9 protein-coding genes are annotated in these 21,815 nt (G+C 35.1%); 5 read left to right on the forward strand and 4 right to left on the reverse strand.

The features are described from left to right. Window positions 1–255 precede the first annotated feature (255 nt). Both KF896_11495 and KF896_11500 read right to left on the reverse strand, forming a co-directional pair. A complete protein-coding gene (locus tag KF896_11495; protein ID MBX3044333.1) occupies window positions 256–2,502 on the reverse strand; it encodes a T9SS type A sorting domain-containing protein in 2,247 nt (748 codons plus the stop codon). Between the two features lie 403 nt (window positions 2,503–2,905). Next, window positions 2,906–7,474 carry a hypothetical protein gene (locus KF896_11500; protein ID MBX3044334.1) on the reverse strand — a complete coding sequence of 1,523 codons (4,569 nt, stop codon included), beginning with the start codon at window positions 7,472–7,474 and terminating at the stop codon, window positions 2,906–2,908. A gap of 498 nt (window positions 7,475–7,972) precedes the next feature. On the opposite strand from KF896_11500, the gene KF896_11505 reads away from it, so the two are divergent. From KF896_11505 to KF896_11515, 3 genes are all read left to right on the forward strand, one after another. After that, window positions 7,973–11,212: a glycosyl hydrolase gene (locus tag KF896_11505; GenBank protein ID MBX3044335.1), complete on the forward strand. Its 3,240-nt coding sequence runs from the start codon at window positions 7,973–7,975 to the stop codon at window positions 11,210–11,212. A 143-nt stretch (window positions 11,213–11,355) separates the two neighbouring features. After that, entirely contained in the window at window positions 11,356–14,616 is a 3,261-nt protein-coding gene (locus tag KF896_11510) for a TonB-dependent receptor (protein ID MBX3044336.1), read from the forward strand. 127 nt (window positions 14,617–14,743) lie between these two features. Then, on the forward strand, window positions 14,744–15,094 hold the full coding sequence (locus tag KF896_11515) for a hypothetical protein (GenBank protein MBX3044337.1): 351 nt from the start codon (window positions 14,744–14,746) through the stop codon (window positions 15,092–15,094). Window positions 15,095–15,386: 292 nt separating this feature from the next. Here the strand turns inward: KF896_11515 and KF896_11520 are convergent, their stop codons facing one another. Then, the gene (locus tag KF896_11520; protein ID MBX3044338.1) at window positions 15,387–17,615 is read right to left on the reverse strand and encodes an NADP-dependent isocitrate dehydrogenase; all 2,229 of its coding nucleotides are present in this window, start codon (window positions 17,613–17,615) and stop codon (window positions 15,387–15,389) included. Between the two features lie 246 nt (window positions 17,616–17,861). On the opposite strand from KF896_11520, the gene KF896_11525 reads away from it, so the two are divergent. Next, window positions 17,862–19,844: a carboxypeptidase regulatory-like domain-containing protein gene (locus KF896_11525; protein MBX3044339.1), complete on the forward strand. Its 1,983-nt coding sequence runs from the start codon at window positions 17,862–17,864 to the stop codon at window positions 19,842–19,844. An 86-nt stretch (window positions 19,845–19,930) separates the two neighbouring features. Here KF896_11525 and KF896_11530 read toward each other — a convergent pair whose 3' ends face one another. After that, window positions 19,931–21,106, reverse strand: a complete 1,176-nt coding sequence (locus KF896_11530) for an OmpA family protein (protein ID MBX3044340.1) — start codon at window positions 21,104–21,106, stop codon at window positions 19,931–19,933. 250 nt (window positions 21,107–21,356) lie between these two features. On the opposite strand from KF896_11530, the gene KF896_11535 reads away from it, so the two are divergent. Continuing rightward, entirely contained in the window at window positions 21,357–21,785 is a 429-nt protein-coding gene (locus KF896_11535) for a hypothetical protein (GenBank protein MBX3044341.1), read from the forward strand. Window positions 21,786–21,815: the final 30 nt, after the last annotated feature.

The raw sequence follows: 21,815 nt of genomic DNA on the forward strand, positions 1-21,815 counted from the left end.
TTACAAACAGAACAGCCAAAATTTTCCACCAGGTCGGTTTTGGCTTTGACAAATTGGGCAAAACACTGAACAATACTGCAAGTATTATTGACCCAAACATAATGATATATTTCATATTTTTTTTAAGCCTGATTTCAAAGATTTATAATATTACAAATACGATAAATTTATAAAATATTGTATTACAAAAATAATGTAAATTACCGAAAAAATGATTTATTTAAATTACTTTATTTAATTTTCAGTAAATCATTTCTAATTAATTACTGTAAAAGGGATTAAATAATTTTTATTCGGGCATTTAATTACTATAAAATATTTCCCATTGGAAATATTATTTGAAATAATTCGATTTTCTCCTTTCACCAACTCAAAATTCTCTGCAAAAACCACTTTACCGTTAATTGATACAACTTGTAATTCCGCATTTGTAATGCTTATATCTGAAACTAGTACAAATTCACCATTCAAAATAGGATTTGGATAAATTCTGAAATATTCGTTTTTAGAAGGTTCAATAATACTAGTTTTATCCGGAGAAAACTTTCTAAGCTTCAAATCACCGATTATCCAGCCTGACTTATTAACACCCTTATCAGTCCATAGGTTAAATGAAATTTTATTGAAAATATCTGCAGTATCATTTAAGTACAAAGTCTGAGGCAACCATTCTTTAAAACTTCCATGGAAACCAAACAATAGATCAGATTGTCTGGAACCCGGTCTTGTTCTGCCTTTTACAAGATTTTCTCCAAAATGAGGATTGACATTAGCACCGAAATGATTTTCAGCAAAAATCAATCCGAAATCGTAATTTGCTTCAATTCCAAACTTATGTCGGAATCTTAAAGTATATAAGCTCTTATCAGAAGCAGCATCCTGCAAGTCAAATTCAGCTTTAGATTCGATGTTCTGTTTATAAGTATCGCCAAAATTACTTTTCAATACTTTTGTATTACTGCCATCAATCGAATAATGCCAATCTTTATCAAAAGAATATTTGATACTCTCATCAAACAAATCTGTCTCATCATAATCGAATATTTGCAACTTGAATTGTTCTTTCTTCTCAAAATCCAAATAAGCAGTAATTTGAAAATCAATTATACTGCCGTTTGCAACAGATAGTGGATGATATTCAAATTCAACCGATGCAGTATCACCTCTGATAAGTGCAGGCAGCCTTTTCATATCAGATGCGAAATATATTAAATTTTCAGGCTGAAATATTTTTACATCAAATTCAGGCAGATTCTCATAACCAATATTAGCCAAAGTAAGCCTGATATAATATTTATTATTTTTTATATAAACATCTTTATCAAACACAGAAATATTCTGACCAGCTGAAATAATTAAATTATCCAGATATTTGATATTTTGCTTAGCATTTTCTAATGATATTTCTATAGGCGACCAAAATCCTTCAATTGGATTCCCAACTTCACAAGTCATAGCCAGAAATCCCTCGAAATCATCATTTCCCATATACAAGAAATCATCAGAACTGCCCCTTGTCGGATAATTAATTACATCCAAATCCAATCCGAAAAGATAGCGATTATTGTAATAATTGTCAGTGAGAAAATATCTGTAAAAGTTCGAATCAGGATTTTCTCTGCTTAAATACGAATAAGGATAGAAAACAGCATTTGCAAAAGAATGGTAATTCACACCAATGCGAAAATTTTTATTTTTTAAAAAATCTCTCATTATTCGGGTTTCAGGCTCTGAGAATGGTTCCGTCCCACGATAAGTATCAGATCTCATCAATAACGAGGAGCCGTTGTTAGGTGCATCCCATGCTTGTAGTGGACCAAAATTTCTGTTTATATCAACTCCAAAAGTGCTATCAGATGTCACTCTACGGTTCTTTCGCCATAATCCGCCGCCTTGCGGATAATTAGTTTCATTGAATACCACACCGTCAGGATTTAGGTTCGGAATAACATAAATGTGGCGATTTGACAGTAAATTTCGGGCGAGCTCTTCACCATTTTCAAATCTGGCTAATAAATCCCAGAAGTAATAAATCAAAGTAAAAACAGAACCCGGCTCACGTGCATGAATTAATGATGTTATCAAAACCTGCGGGAAGATATTATCACTAAAGCAAGCGTTATTTCCAAAACAATAAGAAAAAATCGGTCTACCTTCGATTGAATACCCTTCCAGATTCTTCGATACGAAATCAGGAAAAAGCTCCATCATTCGGTCAAATTCTGAATAAATTTCATAATAAGTAAAATATCCGCTTACTGAGCCAAGCCTGAAATATTCATTTGATAATTTAATTTCGCTTATGTTGCTTTTTCTGAGTTTCCTGTTTAATTCCGCTTCAAGATTTTCTGTTAATATGTCATAATTAATAAACATTTGACTGAAATTCTGAAGTTCATCATAATGTATGATAAAATCATAACTTCCGTTATCAGATTTGTAATATGTATAATCTTGAAGTTGATGTATATTGACCTCATCAATATTTTCAACACGCAACAAATAATACTTTCCGAAAGCAATACTGTTGAATATGAAAGTCAGGACAAAAATAAATATATATTTTAGAATAAATTTTCTCATAAGTTAATGACGAATATACATAACTAAATATTAATCCGAATAATTCTTCTGGAAAATTTTCTCTTGCAAAGTAATAGAAAATATATAAAAATGCAGTATATATAAAAAACCTTTTGTCAAATTGAGCCCTTCGACTTAGTTCAGGATATACTTAGTAGAAGTGTTCTTCTATACAGTCTTCGACTACGATTAGACTAACAGAAATTAAAAATACACTTTTCTCTAAGTCACTAATAATTTCGATTATAAAACAGATTAAAAGAAAAAAAAAGCCCGAATCGAAATTCGGGCTCACTTTCAGGATTATTATAAATCAAATGATTTATTTGCTTATAATAAGTTTTTCGTATTCTGATCTGAATGGTCCTGAAACCATTTCGATGAAGTACATACCGCTTGATAAGTTTTCAATTGGAAGTCTTGCACTGTACTGACCTGAATTTAAAGTTCCGCTGAAAATTGTAGATACAAGTTCGCTTGCAGAATTATAAATTTTAATTTCAGTAAAGATATTTGAACCACCAACTGAGAAGTTAATGTCAGCACCGGCTGATCCAACAGGATTTGGAGCAATTGGTCTTAATCCGTATTTTTCAGCTGATATCTGAATTGGACGCAAATTATCAACGCAAGTAGGATTAAGTGATACTGTTGTATATTCAGCAGTGTAGCTTACGCAAGGGTCGTTATTAAGAATCACGTGTGAAATAGTTACAGGTTCATTCTTAATTTTCACATTACCGTCGCCATCTTTATACCATGGCAGGTAAGAATCGAAAAGTACAGTAGCAAGAACTAAATCACCGTAATCTTGCGAAAGTGGCTGTGGACCTGTAAATGTAAGTGTAACTGTCTCAATATTTGTGACTTCGTCGAAATCTTTAACAACAGCATTTACATTCCATCCAAGTTCTTGCATTCTTGGACCAATTTGAACTTTAGCAGTCTTAGCATTTCTGTCAATATATCCAAGACCTAAGAAGTCTTTACTATACATAACTTCAGCTTCAAAAATCAATGATGATGCGAGTGGAACGGCGTTATTAGTATTCATTACTAAAGTATAAGAAACAGCATCGCCTTCACCCGGGTCAACTTCAACTGATTTTTGAGTTCCCATTCCAACTCCTGTTGAAACTAAGCTGAAAGTCGGTTGAACAACGTGAGTACTTGTAACTGTCAGATCAGTAAAGTCAATCGGCTTAGTATTAGAGCTTGTATTAGCCTGAAGTCTGACAACAGCGTTGTTATAATTAGTACTTGGAGTAAATACTATAAGAATTTCAGCCATATCTCCGGGTTGTCCTGCAGGAGCAAGAGTAATCTGTGGATTTTGAATATCAAAATCAATTACGTTAAAATTAGGAAGATTATTGACATTCTGAATATTCATGCTTGTAACTTCAAGAGGAATCGAGCCTAAGTTGCGTATTGTAGGTCTCATAGTAATTGGCGAATTCAAGCAAGTAGTAGCTATTGCAGGCTGCATTTCTGAACCTTCTTCTTCTGCTGATGCAGTCCATGTTGAAACAGCTTCAAAATCAGCATTACTTACAGTTGTAAGTGTAGCTTCAAAATTACCTGCTGCTATTGGTTCAAATTCTACGTCAATATCAAGGTAATCGTCAGGCTGAAGAGTAATAGGAAGAGAAATAACACTGCCATCGCTGTGACGAATATTATCGCTATCCCAGCGGAATACGCCATTACCATTGAAATCAGAGACTGTAGTGCCGGCAAGTGTATTTTCGGATACAAAATCAGTAATAGTCAATGGATAGTCATAATCCCACAAATCAGCAGTAAATCTTACTGTAAGTCTTTCGCGGGCACCATCACCAACAATCCTTGGTTCAAATTCGAGATCACCGGTTGTTGATTTAGGATATACCCCAACACCAATTAATGTAGATGTTGGGCTTCCAACTGCGTCACTTACAAATCTAATAATCAAATGATATTGTCCTTCATCTTTCGGGTCAAAATATACAGGAACTGTTAGATTTTGACCTGGTGCAATCGTTTTGTTCTGGAATAAGTCAGCAAGTACGCCCGGAGTAGTCAATGAAACAAGCTCAGTACCACGATAAGCTTTGAATCCTTCGCCTCTGGTTTGTTCAACTATTTCAGGCAATCTTAAAGTTACAGGTGCTGAACCGTCATTTGTAAGTTCGATTGCTCCATTTGGAGACAAGTAAGGAGTATAGTCATAAGGTCCGGGTTTTTGAATATAAACATTCGGGTCAACTAATCTTTCGCCCCAATCATCACCATTAACAAGCAAGCCGGGTTGAATACCTACACCATCAAGAACAGTATAGTTCTTAGGCATATCGGCATCAGCTATGAAGGTAATCCGGGAGCTGTAAGTTCTAACAGCTTTAGGCATAAAGCTTACTGTAAATGTATGGCTTGCACCCGGTGCTATTAGCAATGGATTAGCTGCAGAAATATTATTTAATCCTTCTATTTCAAACACAGCATTACTTCCACCATGACCGATTTCATCTCCAGTAAACTGTATATCGGTAATTCTCAGTGGAACAGTTGCTAAATATTCACCCTGATTAGGGTTAGTAACTGTTAAGTCGTATTTTACAGTTCTGTTATTTACTACTTGTTCGTAAAAGTTTTTATCAGTTGCTGAAATAAATGGATTACCAACGAATGCAACCACTTCAGCAAAATACTGATGAACACAAACTTCTCTGGTATTCCTGTCAATTACCATAATACCTACTGAATCTCTGAATGTACCTTCAGTGCGTGCAGTAAACTTAACATCAAATTTACGTTCCTGACCAACTGCCATAGGTGATAAGTCCAAACCCTGAATATCAATAAGGTCAAAATTTTGATAAGTATTGATGTCGCCTGCCTTTGCTTCTTCTTCATCAGAGTCAAGAATTACATAGATTTCGTAGTCTCTGGTAATAGCATTATCGCCATCATTTTTAATAGTAAATGTTACCGTTTTTTCAACATTAGGATTTTCGATTTTGAAAGTACCGTAATCGCTGAAATATGGGAACATATTCGGACTGATTGCAAAGTGATTGATTATTGTATCAGTACGATTACCCACTCTATCAACAAATACAAGATGTGCCTGAGCGTTCAAAGCTGCATTTCGGACTGTAAGTGTCCAGTCTGTTTTTGGATCCATACCGGCAATAAACGGGTCATATTGAAATCTGTAATTGTAGCTGTCATCAGTGTCCATATAAACAAGTCCAAGATTTGAACGATTTTCAGGGTCAACTCTTGGTTCGTCTAATACATAACCGGCAACATTGCCACTACATTCTTTTGCAAATTCTACATAAGGAGCAAGTGAATCAGGTGTTTCAAGGTCAGCAACAGCTACAGAAACGGGCCATCCGTATGAGTCATACTGATCTGAACCATAGGCATAAGCAGCAAATGGATCATTAGCTTTAATTCTGTAAACACCATCATAAGGCAATCTCAAAAATTTTGAACGGTAATGGCGACCGTCTTCTTCTGTTGGAAAGAATCTCTCTCCCGGGTTTCCTGAATATGACGTCATAGGAATCCATCGGAACTGTCCGTCAACTACTTCAGCCCACATCATATCTTCAGGAATACCACCGTCAATTGTTGCTTTGTAGACAATATTAAGGAAATTATTTTTAAAGCCATAAAGACCACGGATACCCGGAGTATTAAATACGATTTCCGTCTGATACTGCTCAGTAGGAGTAAGTACAAGCTGGAATGGGTCATTTTCAACACCGTCATCCTGTTGACCAGGGTTAAATTGAACTACATAAATTGCTTCATCAGATGATACTTCGACCGGCTTAGGTGATACATCACCGGGATTCATTACACCGGCGCGGGTTTCAATATAACCTGTACCTGCCACACCACCGGGGGTAGCAATGTAAACAGTAGGATTGCCATCAAAATTCACTGTAGTAAATGGTTTTTTGGCAAATACTTTAATCAGAGAATAATTCTTCCTTGTGTGTATTGGTGTAACATGGTATTTTGTACCCCAGGTATTTTCAGGTAATTCCTGCTCACTTATAAAGTCACAAGCTGCGATGTGGGTTGGAATATAAGCACAGAAACTTCCCGAGATTACATTCACAGGTTTATTTGCTTTGACAGTTGAGCCTGATACATCATTAAAAGGTCCGATTCCGGGTAACAACCAAACGTCACCCTGATGAAGGGTACGTCTTATTGTTTGGTTGAATGTTAAATATGAACCGTCTTCACGCAGAACATAACAGCTTTCGCAACCACCCATTCTAAATGTTACGCGAGTATTTTCATAAATACCGACAACACTTGTATATGAAGTAAGCCATTGGAAAGTATTATTTGTTGGGTCTGCATAAGATGCAACCTGATAATTATTTCCAAGAGAGCTTACAGGAAGTGCAAGATAACCGTCAGATGTATAACGGAAACGAGTTACACCATACACAATGATTGGGTCATCGGCAGTAATTTTTACAGCGCGTTTTTCCCATATTTGTTCCGGTTGCGGTGGAACACGGTCAGTTTTTGTATATGGCTGACCTTCAGATGGTGTAAGCATGAAATCAATTACGTCATTTGGTATTGTCTGTTTCTGACGGAAGATACCAAGACCTTCGATTTCAAGGGTTACAGTTGTTGCTACCGGAGCTGATATATAAACTCGTAGGTTATTATTTTCACCTACTTCTTCCCAGCAAGGGTGAAAAGTAATATAGAACAGTGTTCCGGCATTATTCGAGCCCATCAGATAAGGAAGTTTTTCCTTCAAATCTTTTCTGATTTCGGCATCGCTTTGGTCTTTAGCTTGCAGATTCAATGATGCTGCTAATGTAATAATAGCTATTATCACAGCAAGCATAGTATAGAATTTTTTCATCTCATACCTCAATTTATTAAAAATACTTCATTAATTATTAATTTATTTATTAATTTTTTAACTAAAATTCTTATCAATTTACAGCTATGCATTTTTCTAATTAAATTTAGATTTTTAGGCATCGCTTTTATACTAATGACAAACGAAAATCATTTTTGCTACATGTGTTGATAAAAAAAATATAATATTCGGTTAATAATTCTACTTTATTTTGGGAATTCTTTATCAAAAAACGAAAAAGTGTATGAATAATATTTCATAGTTTTATTGATTCTAATATTTCTAAAGTATTCTAATATAACATACTAATATACATTTCAATATAATAATAAGATTATATATATGTTAATTTTGAAATTGTCAGTTTTATTGATAAAAATTTGGGTATAAGACATTTTTTTTTTCACAAATTATTACTTTGAAAAATAATTTTCATATATTTAAAAAAAAGTATTTATTTTTATCTTTTTGATTGTTACAAAAACGGTTTATTTATTTATGAAATATATTTATATCTTATTATTGGCATCATTTGTAAACTGTAGTCAGCTTATTGCTGATAACAAATCTGAAGACTCAAAATTGCCATCACTTAGTGGATTGAAAATGAGATGTATAGGACCAGCACTTACATCAGGAAGAATTGGCGATATTGCAGTTAATCCAAATAATAAATCTGAAATGTATATTGCAGTAGCTTCCGGCAATGTATTCAAAACCACAAACAAAGGTGTAACATTTACACCCATATTTGATAATTACGGCTCATATTCGATTGGTTGTGTTACATTAGACCCCAACAACCCTTCTGTTGTTTGGATTGGAACCGGAGAAAACAACAGTCAGAGAAGTGTCGGATGGGGCGATGGAATTTATAAATCAACAGATGGTGGAGATTCATTTAAAAAAATGGGTTTGGATAAATCTGAACACATCGGAAAAATCATTGTTGACCCGAATAATTCTAATGTTATTTATGTCGCTGCACAAGGTCCACTTTGGGGTCCGGGCGGCGACCGAGGTCTGTTTAAATCCACTGATGGCGGAAAATCATGGGAGAAATCCCTCTTCATTTCTGATAATACAGGCGTTACTGATGTCGTAATTGACCCGCGTGACAGCAAAACTTTGTATGCCGCTTCTTATCAAAGAAGACGTCATGTATGGACTTTACTCAATGGCGGACCTGAAGGAGCTGTTTATAAATCAACAGATGCAGGTACAACTTGGGAGAAAATAATGAGCGGTATGCCATCCGGCGATATTGGGAGAATTGGTCTGGCTATATCTCCAATTAATCCTGACTTCGTTTATGCTTTAGTAGAAGCGGAAGATGATAAAAGCGGATTTTTTAAATCCACAAACCGTGGAGCTAAATGGATAAAGCAAAGTTCTGTTAAGTCTGCCAGTCCACAATATTATTCAGAAATATTTTGCGACCCTGTTGAGCTTGACAAAATATGGATGCCCGATACTTACACAAAAGTATCAGTGGATGGCGGAAAAAATTGGAAAAATGTTAGTCTCAAGCAACGACATGTAGATGACCACGCTATTTATATTGACCCCGATAATAATAATTATGTATTAATAGGCGGTGATGGCGGACTTTATGAATCCTATGACGGAGGTGAAAACTGGAGGTTTTTTGAAAACTTACCTGTTACACAGTTTTATAGAATTCAGGCAGATAATAGTGAGCCATTTTATAGTGTTTATGGTGGAACTCAGGATAACAATTCACTTGGTGCACCTGCCAGAACCCGCCATTCAGGGGGAATTTTAAACCAACACTGGATTTATCTTGTTGGTGGAGACGGTTATAAACCGCAAATAGATCCCAAAAACCCAAATATCATTTATGGACAGTGGCAATATGGCAATATCATAAGATATGATAAATTGAGTGGGGAGATTGCAGGTATTCAGCCACAACCTGAGAAAGATGAAGAACTAAGATGGAATTGGGATACACCACTCATAATTAGCCCACATAAGCCCGAGCGACTTTATGTCGCAGCTAATAAAGTTTTTATGAGCAACGACAGAGGGCACTCATGGACAAAAATCAGTGATGATTTGACAAGAAAAATTGACAGAGACCAACTCAAAGTAATGGACAAGATATGGAGTCCTGAAGCTGTTGCCAAAAATCAATCTACCTCACTTTACGGTAATATTATATCTTTAGTAGAATCGCCTGTGAAAGAAGGTTTGCTCTATATTGGAACAGATGACGGACTTATTCAGGTAACTGATAATAATGGCAAATCATGGACAAAAATAGAATCATTCCCGGGAGTTCCTGCCAATACTTATGTTAGCGATATATACGCTTCAAGACACGACGAAAATGTTGTATATGCTTCATTCAACAACCATAAGGATGCTGATTTCAAACCATATATTCTGAAAAGCAATGACAAAGGGAAAACCTGGTCATCAATATCTTCGGATTTACCGGATAATGGACCAATCTGGACTATAGAAGAAGATACTCAGGATGCAAATTTACTCTTTGCTGGTACTGAGTTTGGGCTCTTTTATACAAATAATTCCGGTAAAAAATGGACGCAGCTTAAAAGCGGGCTTCCAACAGTTGCTGTAAGAGATTTGGACATTCAGGAACGCGAAACAGATTTGGTCATCGGAACTTTCGGCAGAGGTATTTATATCCTTGATGATTACAGTCCATTGAGATATTTAAATGATGAATTTACTGAAAAAGATGCTTTTATTTTCCCGATAAAAGATGCATTAATGTATATTGAAGACCGATCTGAGAGCCGTAATAATGAAGGCTCAACCTTCTACAGAGGTGAAAATCATCCATTTGGAGCTGTATTTACTTATTATCTGAAAGATGTACCAAAAACTAAAAAACAAATCAGAAAAGAAGAGGAAAGTAAATTAAATAAAGAAGGTAAAATTCCTCCATATCCAACTTTTGAACAACTTAGAGAGGAAGATTTGGAAGAATCAGCATATTTGCTTTTTACAATCAGAAATGCTGAAAATACTATTATCAGACGACTTAAACAAAGTCCTTCAGCAGGAATTAACAGGATTGTTTGGGATATGAAATATCCAAGTTCTTCATCAGTTATGGAGAAAACTGACCCTAATAAGCATTCTTCTATGCCGGTTGTTCCGGGAAGATACTCAGTATCAATGGAATTGTACCATAATGGTCAGTTTAAAGAACTTCATCCTGCCGTTGAATTCAGATGCAAACCTCTCGAAAGCAGAACAATGCCGGCTCAGGATGTCGAATTTTTAGCTGAATTCCAGCAAAAAGTAAGCAGCTTAAGCTCAGCAGTATCTGCATCAACCACTATAATCAAAGATATGCAAAGCAAATTGAAAGCGATAAAAAACGCTGTCAAAGCTACTCCTGAAGCAAAATTGGAATTGATTTCAAAAACTGATTTATTGATTTCTAAATTGAATGAATTGAACAAAGAACTCAATGGTGACGAATCTATTTCGAACCGTGCAGGAAATCAACCTCTAAGTATATCCGGAAGGATTGGATATATTGTATTTACTATGTGGTACACTACTTCCTCTCCAACACAAACAAATATTGACAGCTATAAAATTGCTGATTCAGAATTTGAAAAGTTTATTTCAAAATTGAAATATATTTATGAAAATGATTACAAACAGCTACTTTCGGAACTTGACAACATCGGTGCTCCATGGACTCCTGACCGGTTTCCAAGCAGGAGAAGATAGTTTTTGTAAAAAATAAAAACTTTTAAATAATATTTTAGAAAAAGAAAATTAATAGATAATTAACAGTTTATTTACTTAATGTTTTTATTCAAATGTTACTTTTGAATAAATTATTTTTTTTATTAACATTTTTAGGTGTTGGTATGAAGTTTTTATTTACTATTTTACTTGTGCTGGTAATAGCAGGCTCAACTGCATTAGCACAAGGTGTAACTACAGGTTCAATAACCGGTCGTGTAACTGATGATGGCAATATGCCACTGAAAAGTGCAACAGTTACAGCTCTTCACGTTCCATCGGGAACAACTTACGGCGCAATTACACGTGCTGACGGTCGCTATACTATACTTGGTATGAGAGTAGGCGGACCATACAGGGTTGTTGCCTCGTTTCTTGGATATGCCAAGAAACAATATGAAAATATAAGTGTTACACTTGGACAGACAAATGAACTTGATTTCAAATTGATTGAATCAAGAATTCAAACTCAAGATGTTATTGTTTACGGCAAATCGGATGCTGTATTCAATTCAGACAGAACAGGTGCTGCAACATCAGTATCGAGCGATGCGATTGATGCACTTCCTACTATTAATCGTACAATTGGCGATTTTACAAGATTAACTCCACAGTCACGCGGAAATAGTTTTGCTGGTCAGGATAACAGATTGAATAATATTACTGTTGACGGCTCTTACTTTAATAACTCTTTTGGCCTTGGTGGCCAACCCGGTGAAAGAACAAATGTTGCACCAATATCAATTGATGCGATTGAGCAGATTCAGGTAAATATCGCTCCTTATGATGTACGTCAGGGTAATTTTGTTGGTGCCGGTGTAAATATGGTTACAAAGAGCGGTACAAACGAATATTCAGGCTCAGTCTATTTCCAGAACAGAACTGATGCTCTTGTTGGTACAAAAATCGGCGAAAGAGATTTTGACCCGGGTACTTTCGGTTTCAATATGATTGGCGGAAGACTTGGCGGTCCGATTATCAAAAATAAATTATTCTTCTTTGCAAATTTTGAGTGGGAAGATGATGTACGTCCCGGTACAAATTACAAAGCTAATGATGGCACTCAGGAAGCAGGTGGTAATGTTACAAGAGTTTTAAGAAGCGATTTAGACCAATTAAGTAGCTTTTTAAAACAAAATTTCGGTTACGAAACAGGAGCTTATGAAGGATATGATTTTGGTACACCTGCTCTTAGATTTATCTTAAGATTAGATTATAACTTAGATGAGAAAAACAAATTTTCATTGAGATATAATCACTTGAATTCAAAATCTGACATATTGTTATCAAACTCATCATCTCTTGGATTCGGTACAAGAAGAACAACTATAAATTCACTTAATTTCCAGAATTCAAACTATGCAATATTGGAAAATATCCGTTCTATCATTGGTGAGTGGAACAGCGTTGTTAACGATAATATGACAAATAATCTTATCGTAGGTTACAGATTCCACGATGAAAGCCGTGAAGCTCCTGGTTCTCTGTTCCCATTTGTTGATATTTTGGATGGTAGTCAGGTTTATACTTCATTCGGCACCGAACCATTCACACCAAGCAATGAGTTAAGATACTCAAGTTTCCAGATTCAAAACAACTTTAACTGGTTTCTTAAAGACCATACTCTGCTCTTTGGTTTTTCTTATGAAAGATATGAATCAGAAAATATCTTCTTCCCAGGTTCACAAAGTGCTTATGTATATAATTCACTTGAAGATTTCTACACAGATGCTAATGACTATTTAGCAAATCCAAACCGTACAACTTCACCTGTAAATCTTCGTAGATTCCAGTACAGATATTCAAATATTCCCGGACAGGACAAGCCGGTTCAGCCACTCAAAGTGAATTATATGGGCTTTTATGTTCAGGATGAATGGACAGTGCTTAATAATTTCAGACTAACCGGTGGTATTCGTGTTGATATTCCTATGTTTGAAGAAACAGGATTTAGAAATGAAGCAGCCGAACAACTTGTTTTCAAAGATGAAGCAGGAAATAATGTACAATACAGAACTGACAAACTTCCTGAAGCAGCACCTTTGATTTCACCTCGTTTAGGTTTCAACTGGGATTTGATGGGAGATAAAACTACTCAGTTGCGTGGCGGTACAGGCGTTTTCACAGGTCAACCTGCATTTGTATGGATATCAAACCAAATAGGTAATAACGGTGTAATGACCGGTTTCGAAAGATTAGACGGAACTGATGCAAATCCAGTAAACAATCGTCCTTTTAACCCAAATCCTGATGCTTACAAGCCCGCCAGTGTTACAGGCGAACCTGCATCAAGATATGAACTTGCTCTTACTGATGAAAACTTTAAATTTCCACAGGTCTGGAGAACTAATTTCGCAGTTGACCAGAGAATGCCTTGGGATGTAATTGGTACAGCTGAATTTATTTATACTCAGGATGTTAACGGCGTTTATTACATAAATGCAAACTTATCTGACCCAAGTTCAAATTATGCCGGTCCTGACAATCGCGAGAGATGGACTTCCGGCAATCGTATTCATTCTAATATTGACAATGCTGTTGTTCTTAAAAATCAGGATATCGGATATTCATGGAATATAGCTGCCTCATTGGAAAAAAGCTTTGAAAAAGGTCTTTATGCAAAAGTAGGTTATGCTTATGGTGTAGCAAAGAATACTGTTGACCCTGGTTCTATAGCATTCGGCTCATGGAATAACAATCAACACTCAGGAAACCCGAATAATCCGGGACTTGGCTATTCAGCTTATACACCTGACCATAGATATTTTGCGGCTATGTCTTATAAACTTGACTACTTTAATGTTGGCTCCACAACACTTTCTTTATTCCTCGATGCCTATACAGGTGGCAGACAAAGCTATGTATTTGCAGGCGACTTCAATGGTGATGGTGGTACAAGCAATGACCTGATTTATGTTCCTAAAGACCAGTCAGAAATGAATTTCCAGGAATATACTGCAAGTGGTGTTACTTTCACTGCCGCAGAGCAAGCAAATGCTTGGGAAGCATACATTAATCAGGACGACTATTTAAGTTCGAGACGTGGTCAGTATGCTGAAAGAAATGGAGTGAAACTTCCTATGGTTACAAGACTTGATTTAAGCCTAAGCCAGGAAATTTACGGTGAAATTTTTGGCAAAAGAAATGGTATAATTCTAAGACTTGACTTATTTAACTTTACAAATATGCTAAATCCTGATTGGGGTGTAAGACAAGTATTAGAAAATAATCAACCGTTACTATCACAAACTGCACTACCTGATGGAACTCCACAGTACAGACTCAGAAGAATTAATAATGAATGGATAAAAAATTCATTTATAAACGGCAACTCCATTTTCGATGTTTGGCGTATGCAATTTACCATAAGGTATATGTTTAATTAAACAATATATGCTTTACCATTCAAAATAAGCCGGCTTCAAAAAGTCGGCTTTTTTTTATTTTTGGAATTAAAATATCAATTCAGTTCATTCCGTCAATATGTTAAATTTGTTTAAATATTATAAATTAATGAAAATAAAAAGTATAATATCGGTTTACTTCCTTATTCTGATTATCACACTAAATCTGATAATTTATTCAATTAGCATAAGCGAGATTGATAACGAATCACATCATAAAGTTGATAATATATCAGATATTTATATTATTTTATATAATTATAATCTTAATAAATTAAATAATGATAACATCAGATATTTATCTAATAACTCAATATTCTTTAAATCACTACTTAGATTAAAACATTTCACAAATCTAAAGTATTCGCATTACTTAAAATCTGATAATTTCAAAACAAGCGATATTTTTAGCAATATTTACAGTCAAAATTTAAATTTTCCTTACAAAACCTTCTTCTAACATTTTCTCCTGAATACATTTAATTTTTGGGGTAGTTTGTTTTTTGCCCTGTATTTAATAACCAATTTTCATGGAGAATAAAATGGATTCTAAATTGATTGGAATGAGCATTGTTATGATTCTAATGGTAGTTGTACCAATAGCGGCTATAATCATGATTCAGAAAAGAAATGATAAGAAAGAAAAAATGTTGAGTAAATAAATTCAGCAATTTGAGCTCAGCTATTTTTTTAAAAAAATTAAGCCCCTGGCAGATGTGTAGATTTGCGAGGGGCATTTTTATATGCTAATATTATAAACTATCAATTATATTATTGAATGTCTTGCTTGGTTTCATTATAGCTGTTGTCTTTTCAAAATCATGCATATAATAACCGCCCAATTCAACAGGCTGTCCCTGAGCTTCGATAAGTTCTGCAGTTATTTTCGCTTCATTTTCAGTTAAAGAATTATTAATCTCAGTGAATCTGCTTTTAAGTTCAGAATCTTCATTCTGCTGCGCTAATTCTTTTGCCCAATATAAAGCCAAATAGAAGGAACTGCCACGGTTGTCAAGCTCCTTAACCTTACGTGATGGCAACTTGCCATTTTCGAGATAAACACCAATAGCTGTATCGAGAGTTTCGGCTAAAATTTTAACTTTCTTATCATTTGTCTTTTCATAAGCCAGTTCAAGCGAAGGCACAAGAGCACAATATTCACCTAAAGAATCCCATCTGAGGTGATTTTCTTTAACAAGCTGCTGAACATGCTTAGGAGCTGATCCACCTGCGCCTGTTTCAAAAAGACCACCACCATTTAAAAGTGGTACTATTGAAAGCATTCTTGCAGACGTTCCAAGCTCAAGAATCGGGAATAAATCTGTCAGATAATCTCTGAGAACGTTACCTGTAACTGATATAGTATCTTGACCTTTTCTTGTTCTTTCGAGTGAGAATTTCATTGCGTCAACAGGCTTCATAATACGAATATCAAGCGAATTTGTATCGTACTCCGGAAGGTAGGAATTTACTTTTTTTATAATTTCTCTATCGTGAGCTCTGTTTTCATCCAGCCAGAAAATAGCAGGAGCCTGAGCAGCACGCGCTCTTCTAACTGCTAAACCAACCCAATCTTTTATTGGCAGGTCTTTAGTCTGGCACATTCTGAAAATATCGCCTTTTTCCACAATTTGCTCTAACAGTATGTTACCGGCGGAACTAACAATTCTGATTGTCCCGCTTTCTGTCGCTTCGAATGTTTTATCGTGTGAGCCGTATTCTTCAGCTTTCTGAGCCATAAGCCCGACATTCGAAACCGCACCCATTGTAGAAGGGTCAAACTGCCCATTTACTTTTGCATCTTCGATGATTGCTTCATACATTGTAGCGTAACTTCTATCGGGTATCATCGAAATACAATCCTGAAGTTCATCGTTAGCATTCCACATTTTGCCACCATCTCGTACAACATTAGGCATTGAAGCATCTACAATTATGTTATTAGGAACATGTAGATTAGTAATACCGTATCTTGAATCAACCATTGCAAGGGGCGGCTGATTTTCATATACTTTAGCAATATCGGCTTCAATTTCTGCTTTTTTATTAGCAGGTAGCCTGTCTAATTTTTCTATCACATCAGCCAGCCCGTTATTTAAATTTGCACCGATTTCCTTTAATGAATCAGAATGTTTATCAAGTGCTTCTTTATAATAAACAGACACAGCATGACCAAACATTATAGGGTCTGAAATTTTCATCATTGTAGCTTTTAAGTGCAAAGACAGAAGAACTCCATCTTTACGAGCTTCTTCAATTTGCTTGGAGTAAAACTCACGAAGGGATTTTACATTCATTACAGCACAATCAATTATTTCTCCAGCGAGCAAAGAAACTTTTGGTTTTAATACTTTTACGTCACCATTTGGATTTACAAATTCAATTCTTATATCATCAGCATTACTCATAGTCATTGACTTTTCAGAGCCATAAAAATCACCAGACTTCATATAAGCAACTTTAGACTTAGAGCCTTCCGTGGGCCAAGGCTTCATCATTCTATGAGGAAATTTTTGAGCAAATTTCTTGACTGATGCAGCTGCTCTTCTGTCAGAATTACCTTCTCTGAGAACAGGGTTTACTGCAGAACCAAGACATTTTGCAAATCTTTCCTGCAATATTCTTTCTTCATCATTTTTTGGCTCTTCAGGATAATCGGGAATTTTATATCCTTTTTGCTGCAATTCCTTTATAGTTGCTTGCAATTGCGGAATTGAAGCACTGATATTTGGCAATTTAATGATATTTGCATCAGGTTGCTTAACAATTTCACCAAGCTGGCTCAGGTAATCAGGAATTCTCTGTTCATCAGTAAGATTATCAGGGAAATTGGCTATAACTCTTCCGGCAAGTGAAATATCCCGCGTTTCGATATCTATTGCTGTTCCTTTTGTAAAACTTTGCACAATTGGGAGCAGACAATAAGATGCAAGCTCGGGAGCTTCGTCAATTTTAGTCCAGATTATTTTGTAATTTGACATTTGTAAACCTATGATAAGTATTAAAATATTTAGTTTTAAAATTCAAAAATAACTAATTACAAATTTAACAATCTTTGCTGACATAAACAAATTTATAGGTATATATTTAATTATGATTATATGTATAAATATGTCATCTCATTAAACGATTGTGAATTTAAAATTAATTTATGCTCACCAATGTGATTTTTTTCATTCTTGTGTGTCATAGTAATATAATTCATTCAATTATTAACCGGAGTTTTTATGAAATTGTATTTTTTTCTCATTTTATCAGCTTTGATGCTGATTTTCGTTCAGTCCTGTACCGATAACACCACATCGCCTGATAAATCCTTTACATTTTCCGGATTTGTCTATGATGCTGATGATAATCCGATTGTTGAAGCATCGGTAGAAATAATTGATGAGAGTGAAAAGGTAAAATATAACACAAAAACAAATGCTGAAGGTGAATTTTCATTTTCTGCAGTAAACATTGATTTTGAGACTTATCGTCTCAGAATTTCAGCTGATGGTTTCAAAACCATGATTAAATCACCTAATGATTTTCTCAAAGACGGTAAGTCGGAAAATCTCAATATCAAACTATCCAAGCTTAGCGAAGATGATGATTGTTGCGGAGTAATTTCTTTTGTAGTAAAAAAGAATGACTCAGATGATTTGTTGTCCGGAGCTGAAGTCAAGCTATCAAACAAAGATGGGATAATTGACACGAAGAAAACCAGTGATGACGGTAAAGTTGAATTCACGGAACTTTGCGAAGGAAAATTCTTTTATCGTATAGCTCTCGATGGATTTAAAGTCCTTGAGGGATATAAGGAAATTGGGAAGTGCGACACAGTAGAAGTTGCTGTTGAGTTAATCAAAAAGCAGGAAGAAGAAGAAACATGTTGCAATAATTCTGCTGATTTTCTGATTAAAGACGAAAGCGGAAACCCTCTGAAATCTGTAAAGGTATTGTTCCGCAGAGATGGTGCTGTCAAATATGAGGGATATTCAGACGAAAGCGGTAAGCTGAAGATTACTGATATTTGTAAGGGTAAATATTCGGTTTTAATAAAGCAGGAGGGATTTGCTTCACAGGAACTGGATTTAGAATTTGACTGTGAGCAGAATTTAGAGAAAGCTGTTGTTTTGAAGAAGAATTCTGAAGAGCCATGCTGCGACAATATTTTGAAAGTATCAATTAAGGAAGCCGGCTCGGGTAACCCAATTAATGATGCTAAACTTATTTTATGGCAAAATGGCAAGATGATTTACTATGGATATTCAAAAGATGGCATTGCGGCGATTGATGGAATTTGTAAAGGAAAATATACTGCCGAGATAGTCATTGATGGATATAAATCTATAGAATGGTCAATAGAATTTGATTGTAAGCAAACAATTGAGATCATAAAAGAATTACAGAAGAAAGAAGGCTCAGACTGCTGTGGCAAAGCATTTATATATATTAAAGACAATAAATCGGGCAATCCAATTGCAAATGCTGAAGTCAAAGTTACTTTTGATGGAAAAAATCGCATTTTGAAGACCGATGAGAATGGTAAAGTTGTGTTCGAAGAATTATGCATAGGAAAGCATTTTATAAGAGTTGCTCATAGCGATTATAAAGTTTCTGAAGATTATTTCTATATCGAATCATGCGATAAACCGGTAGAAAAAGATATCAAACTTCAGGGAAAAGAAGGCGATGACTGCTGCAATAATCAGATGAAATTTGAAATTAATGACAAAGACGGTAATCTGCTCAATAATGTTCAGATCAAGATTATCAAAGAAAAGTCAATTGTTACCACACTCAAAACTCAGAATGGTACTGCTGCTTCTGATAAACAACTTTGCAAAGGAAATTATGTTGTAATGATCTATCACGAAAGCTACGATGTACTTGAATTTGAAGTCTATTTGGACTGCAATGAGGTTAAGGAGTTTAACAAAATTCTTACCAAAAAAGATGTTTGCTGCGATGCATGGGCTAAAGTATGGGTAACTGATTTTGACACCAAAAAAGCTCTCAATGGTTCTAAAGTTAGAATATGGAAAGATGGAAAACTTATTGAAACACTTACAGTCGAAGATGGTTATGTCAAATTTACAAATCTTTGTGAAGGTAAATATGCTTTCGATGTCACTTATGATGGCTACAAAGGTCAGGAATGGAATTCAGAAATTAAATGCAAGCAAGATAATGTATTTGAAAAGCAGATGAAGAAAGTAGAATAAGTATAATTTTGAAATTTTAAGGGGCTGCCTGTTTTTAAAAACAAGCAGCCCCTTAATTATTAATAAGTAATTTGAATGAATGAAGATTACTTAGTTCTGAAGAACTCTACTCTTCTGTTTCTTTGACGATTTTCAGCATTAGTATTTGCAACGATTGGTTCATCGGGACCAGCACCGCGAGTAGTTAATCTTGCTTCATTAACACCACGGTCAACAAGCCATTTCTTAACAGCATTTGCTCTTTCCAAAGAAAGTTGAATATTATTCTCGCGACTGCCTACATCATCTGTATGACCGACGATTTCGAATGTAGTATTAGTCATCTTATTCATAGCATTAAGAGCATTATTAAGGATTTTTTCTGAAGTTGGATTGATTTCAGATTTGCCGGTTGCAAATTCAATATTCTTCATAATGATTCTTTCACCAACTCCAATATTGAGGATATCATCATCAGGGTCAAGAGGATTAGCACCATTACGAACTTCTATTCCGTCATTTACACCACCACCGTCAGTATCCGGATTAAGTGGATCAGTTTTGTATTTTTTCACTTCTTCACCATCAAGCAATCCGTCACCGTCGGTATCAGGATTATTAGGGTCAGTTCCGAGAAGGCGTTCTTCGTCATCAGTAAGACCGTCACCATCAGAATCAGGTGAAAATCTTGCAACAACATAATGGACACCAAGTCTTGCTATCCAGTTACCGTCATTAATATCATCATATACAGGATTGAGATTATCTGTTAAAGTAAGATGAAGACCTGCACTAAGATCTAATCCCCAGTTATAGTCAAACTGATATCCGACACCTGCACCAACAGGAAATGCAACTGTAACACCGCTATTTTCCAAGAAATCACGGTTAAAGGGTACGTTATTATCAATATTGTATATCATAGCGCCTACACCGCCAAATATATATGGCTTCCAAACAAGATTATTGCCAAGTGAATAGCGTAATCTTAATTCAGGAACAATATAGGATGTTTTGTACTGCGAAAACCCCCCTTCAACATCTGAGGTACCATTTTGGTAGTAGGATATACCGATTTCAGGGCTTAATCCCCAAAGGATTCCATTATTGAAAATACCGAACGCACTGAATAATGGACCTATTGTTCTTTCATCCTGAATACCTTCATTTATGCCTCGGTTAAGTCCAAGACCCACACCAACAGCAATGTTCTTTTCATCAGCTTTAAGATTGCTGAAAGAAATCACTAAAATAAGAAACGAGTAAATAATTTTTTTATACATAAAAAATCTCCTAAATAAATAAAATACAATATTGTCCAACAAAAACTGCACATACGGATTGAAACGATAATTATTTAAAAATTTAATTAGTTTAATCTATGTTAAAACTTAAACCCTCAATAATCGTATTGAATAATAAATATATGAAATTATTGAAAAAATGAACAAAATATTTTGATATTTTTTTATAAAAACTTATTTTTACTGATTAGAATTAAATGAAATATAGAAAACTTATTCGGCTTTAGAAATGAAATTCAAAATAAATAGTGATATAATTAAGAAAATTGATGATACTCTCGGTGCAGAGCATCAGACTTTTGAAGGTGCAGTTACCTGGACACTAAAAAGTCCTGATAATTTCAAACCTCTTGTGTTTACAATTTATCAAGATGTCCACCTTGGCGACATAGAAGGCGCTATGGTTTCAGTGCAGACAAGACATGGCTATTACGAACTTCACGACATATCTGCAATGATGTTTTTTGAGCCTGACGAAGTTATTTTTATTCAAAATGACACTGATAAACTTTCTTGTTTGATTATTGGCAGTGAATGTACTTGCTCACTTTACTCAAATATCAGTAAAGAACTCCTTAGACAGGACTTTGCAGAGCTTCATCCGGCAGTAATTTTATCAGCAATGCAGCTGTCTATTACTGAATCAGTTCTTGATTAAAACTATTATGCTGAATTTATCGTCAAGGTA

Source organism: Ignavibacteriota bacterium (genome assembly GCA_019637995.1).
Classification (GTDB): Bacteria; Bacteroidota; Ignavibacteria; order Kapaibacteriales; family UBA2268; genus JANJTB01.

What these genes read in the sequence shown, in the direction of transcription:
- KF896_11515 (MBX3044337.1), top strand. Translation starts at nt 14,744, where the DNA reads ATGAAAATAAAAAGTATAATATCGGTTTACTTCCTTATTCTGATTATC.
- KF896_11520 (MBX3044338.1), bottom strand. Translation starts at nt 17,615, where the DNA reads ATGTCAAATTACAAAATAATCTGGACTAAAATTGACGAAGCTCCCGAG.
- KF896_11500 (MBX3044334.1), bottom strand. Translation starts at nt 7,474, where the DNA reads ATGAAAAAATTCTATACTATGCTTGCTGTGATAATAGCTATTATTACA.
- KF896_11510 (MBX3044336.1), top strand. Translation starts at nt 11,356, where the DNA reads ATGAAGTTTTTATTTACTATTTTACTTGTGCTGGTAATAGCAGGCTCA.
- KF896_11530 (MBX3044340.1), bottom strand. Translation starts at nt 21,106, where the DNA reads ATGTATAAAAAAATTATTTACTCGTTTCTTATTTTAGTGATTTCTTTC.
- KF896_11525 (MBX3044339.1), top strand. Translation starts at nt 17,862, where the DNA reads ATGAAATTGTATTTTTTTCTCATTTTATCAGCTTTGATGCTGATTTTC.
- KF896_11505 (MBX3044335.1), top strand. Translation starts at nt 7,973, where the DNA reads ATGAAATATATTTATATCTTATTATTGGCATCATTTGTAAACTGTAGT.
- KF896_11535 (MBX3044341.1), top strand. Translation starts at nt 21,357, where the DNA reads ATGAAATTCAAAATAAATAGTGATATAATTAAGAAAATTGATGATACT.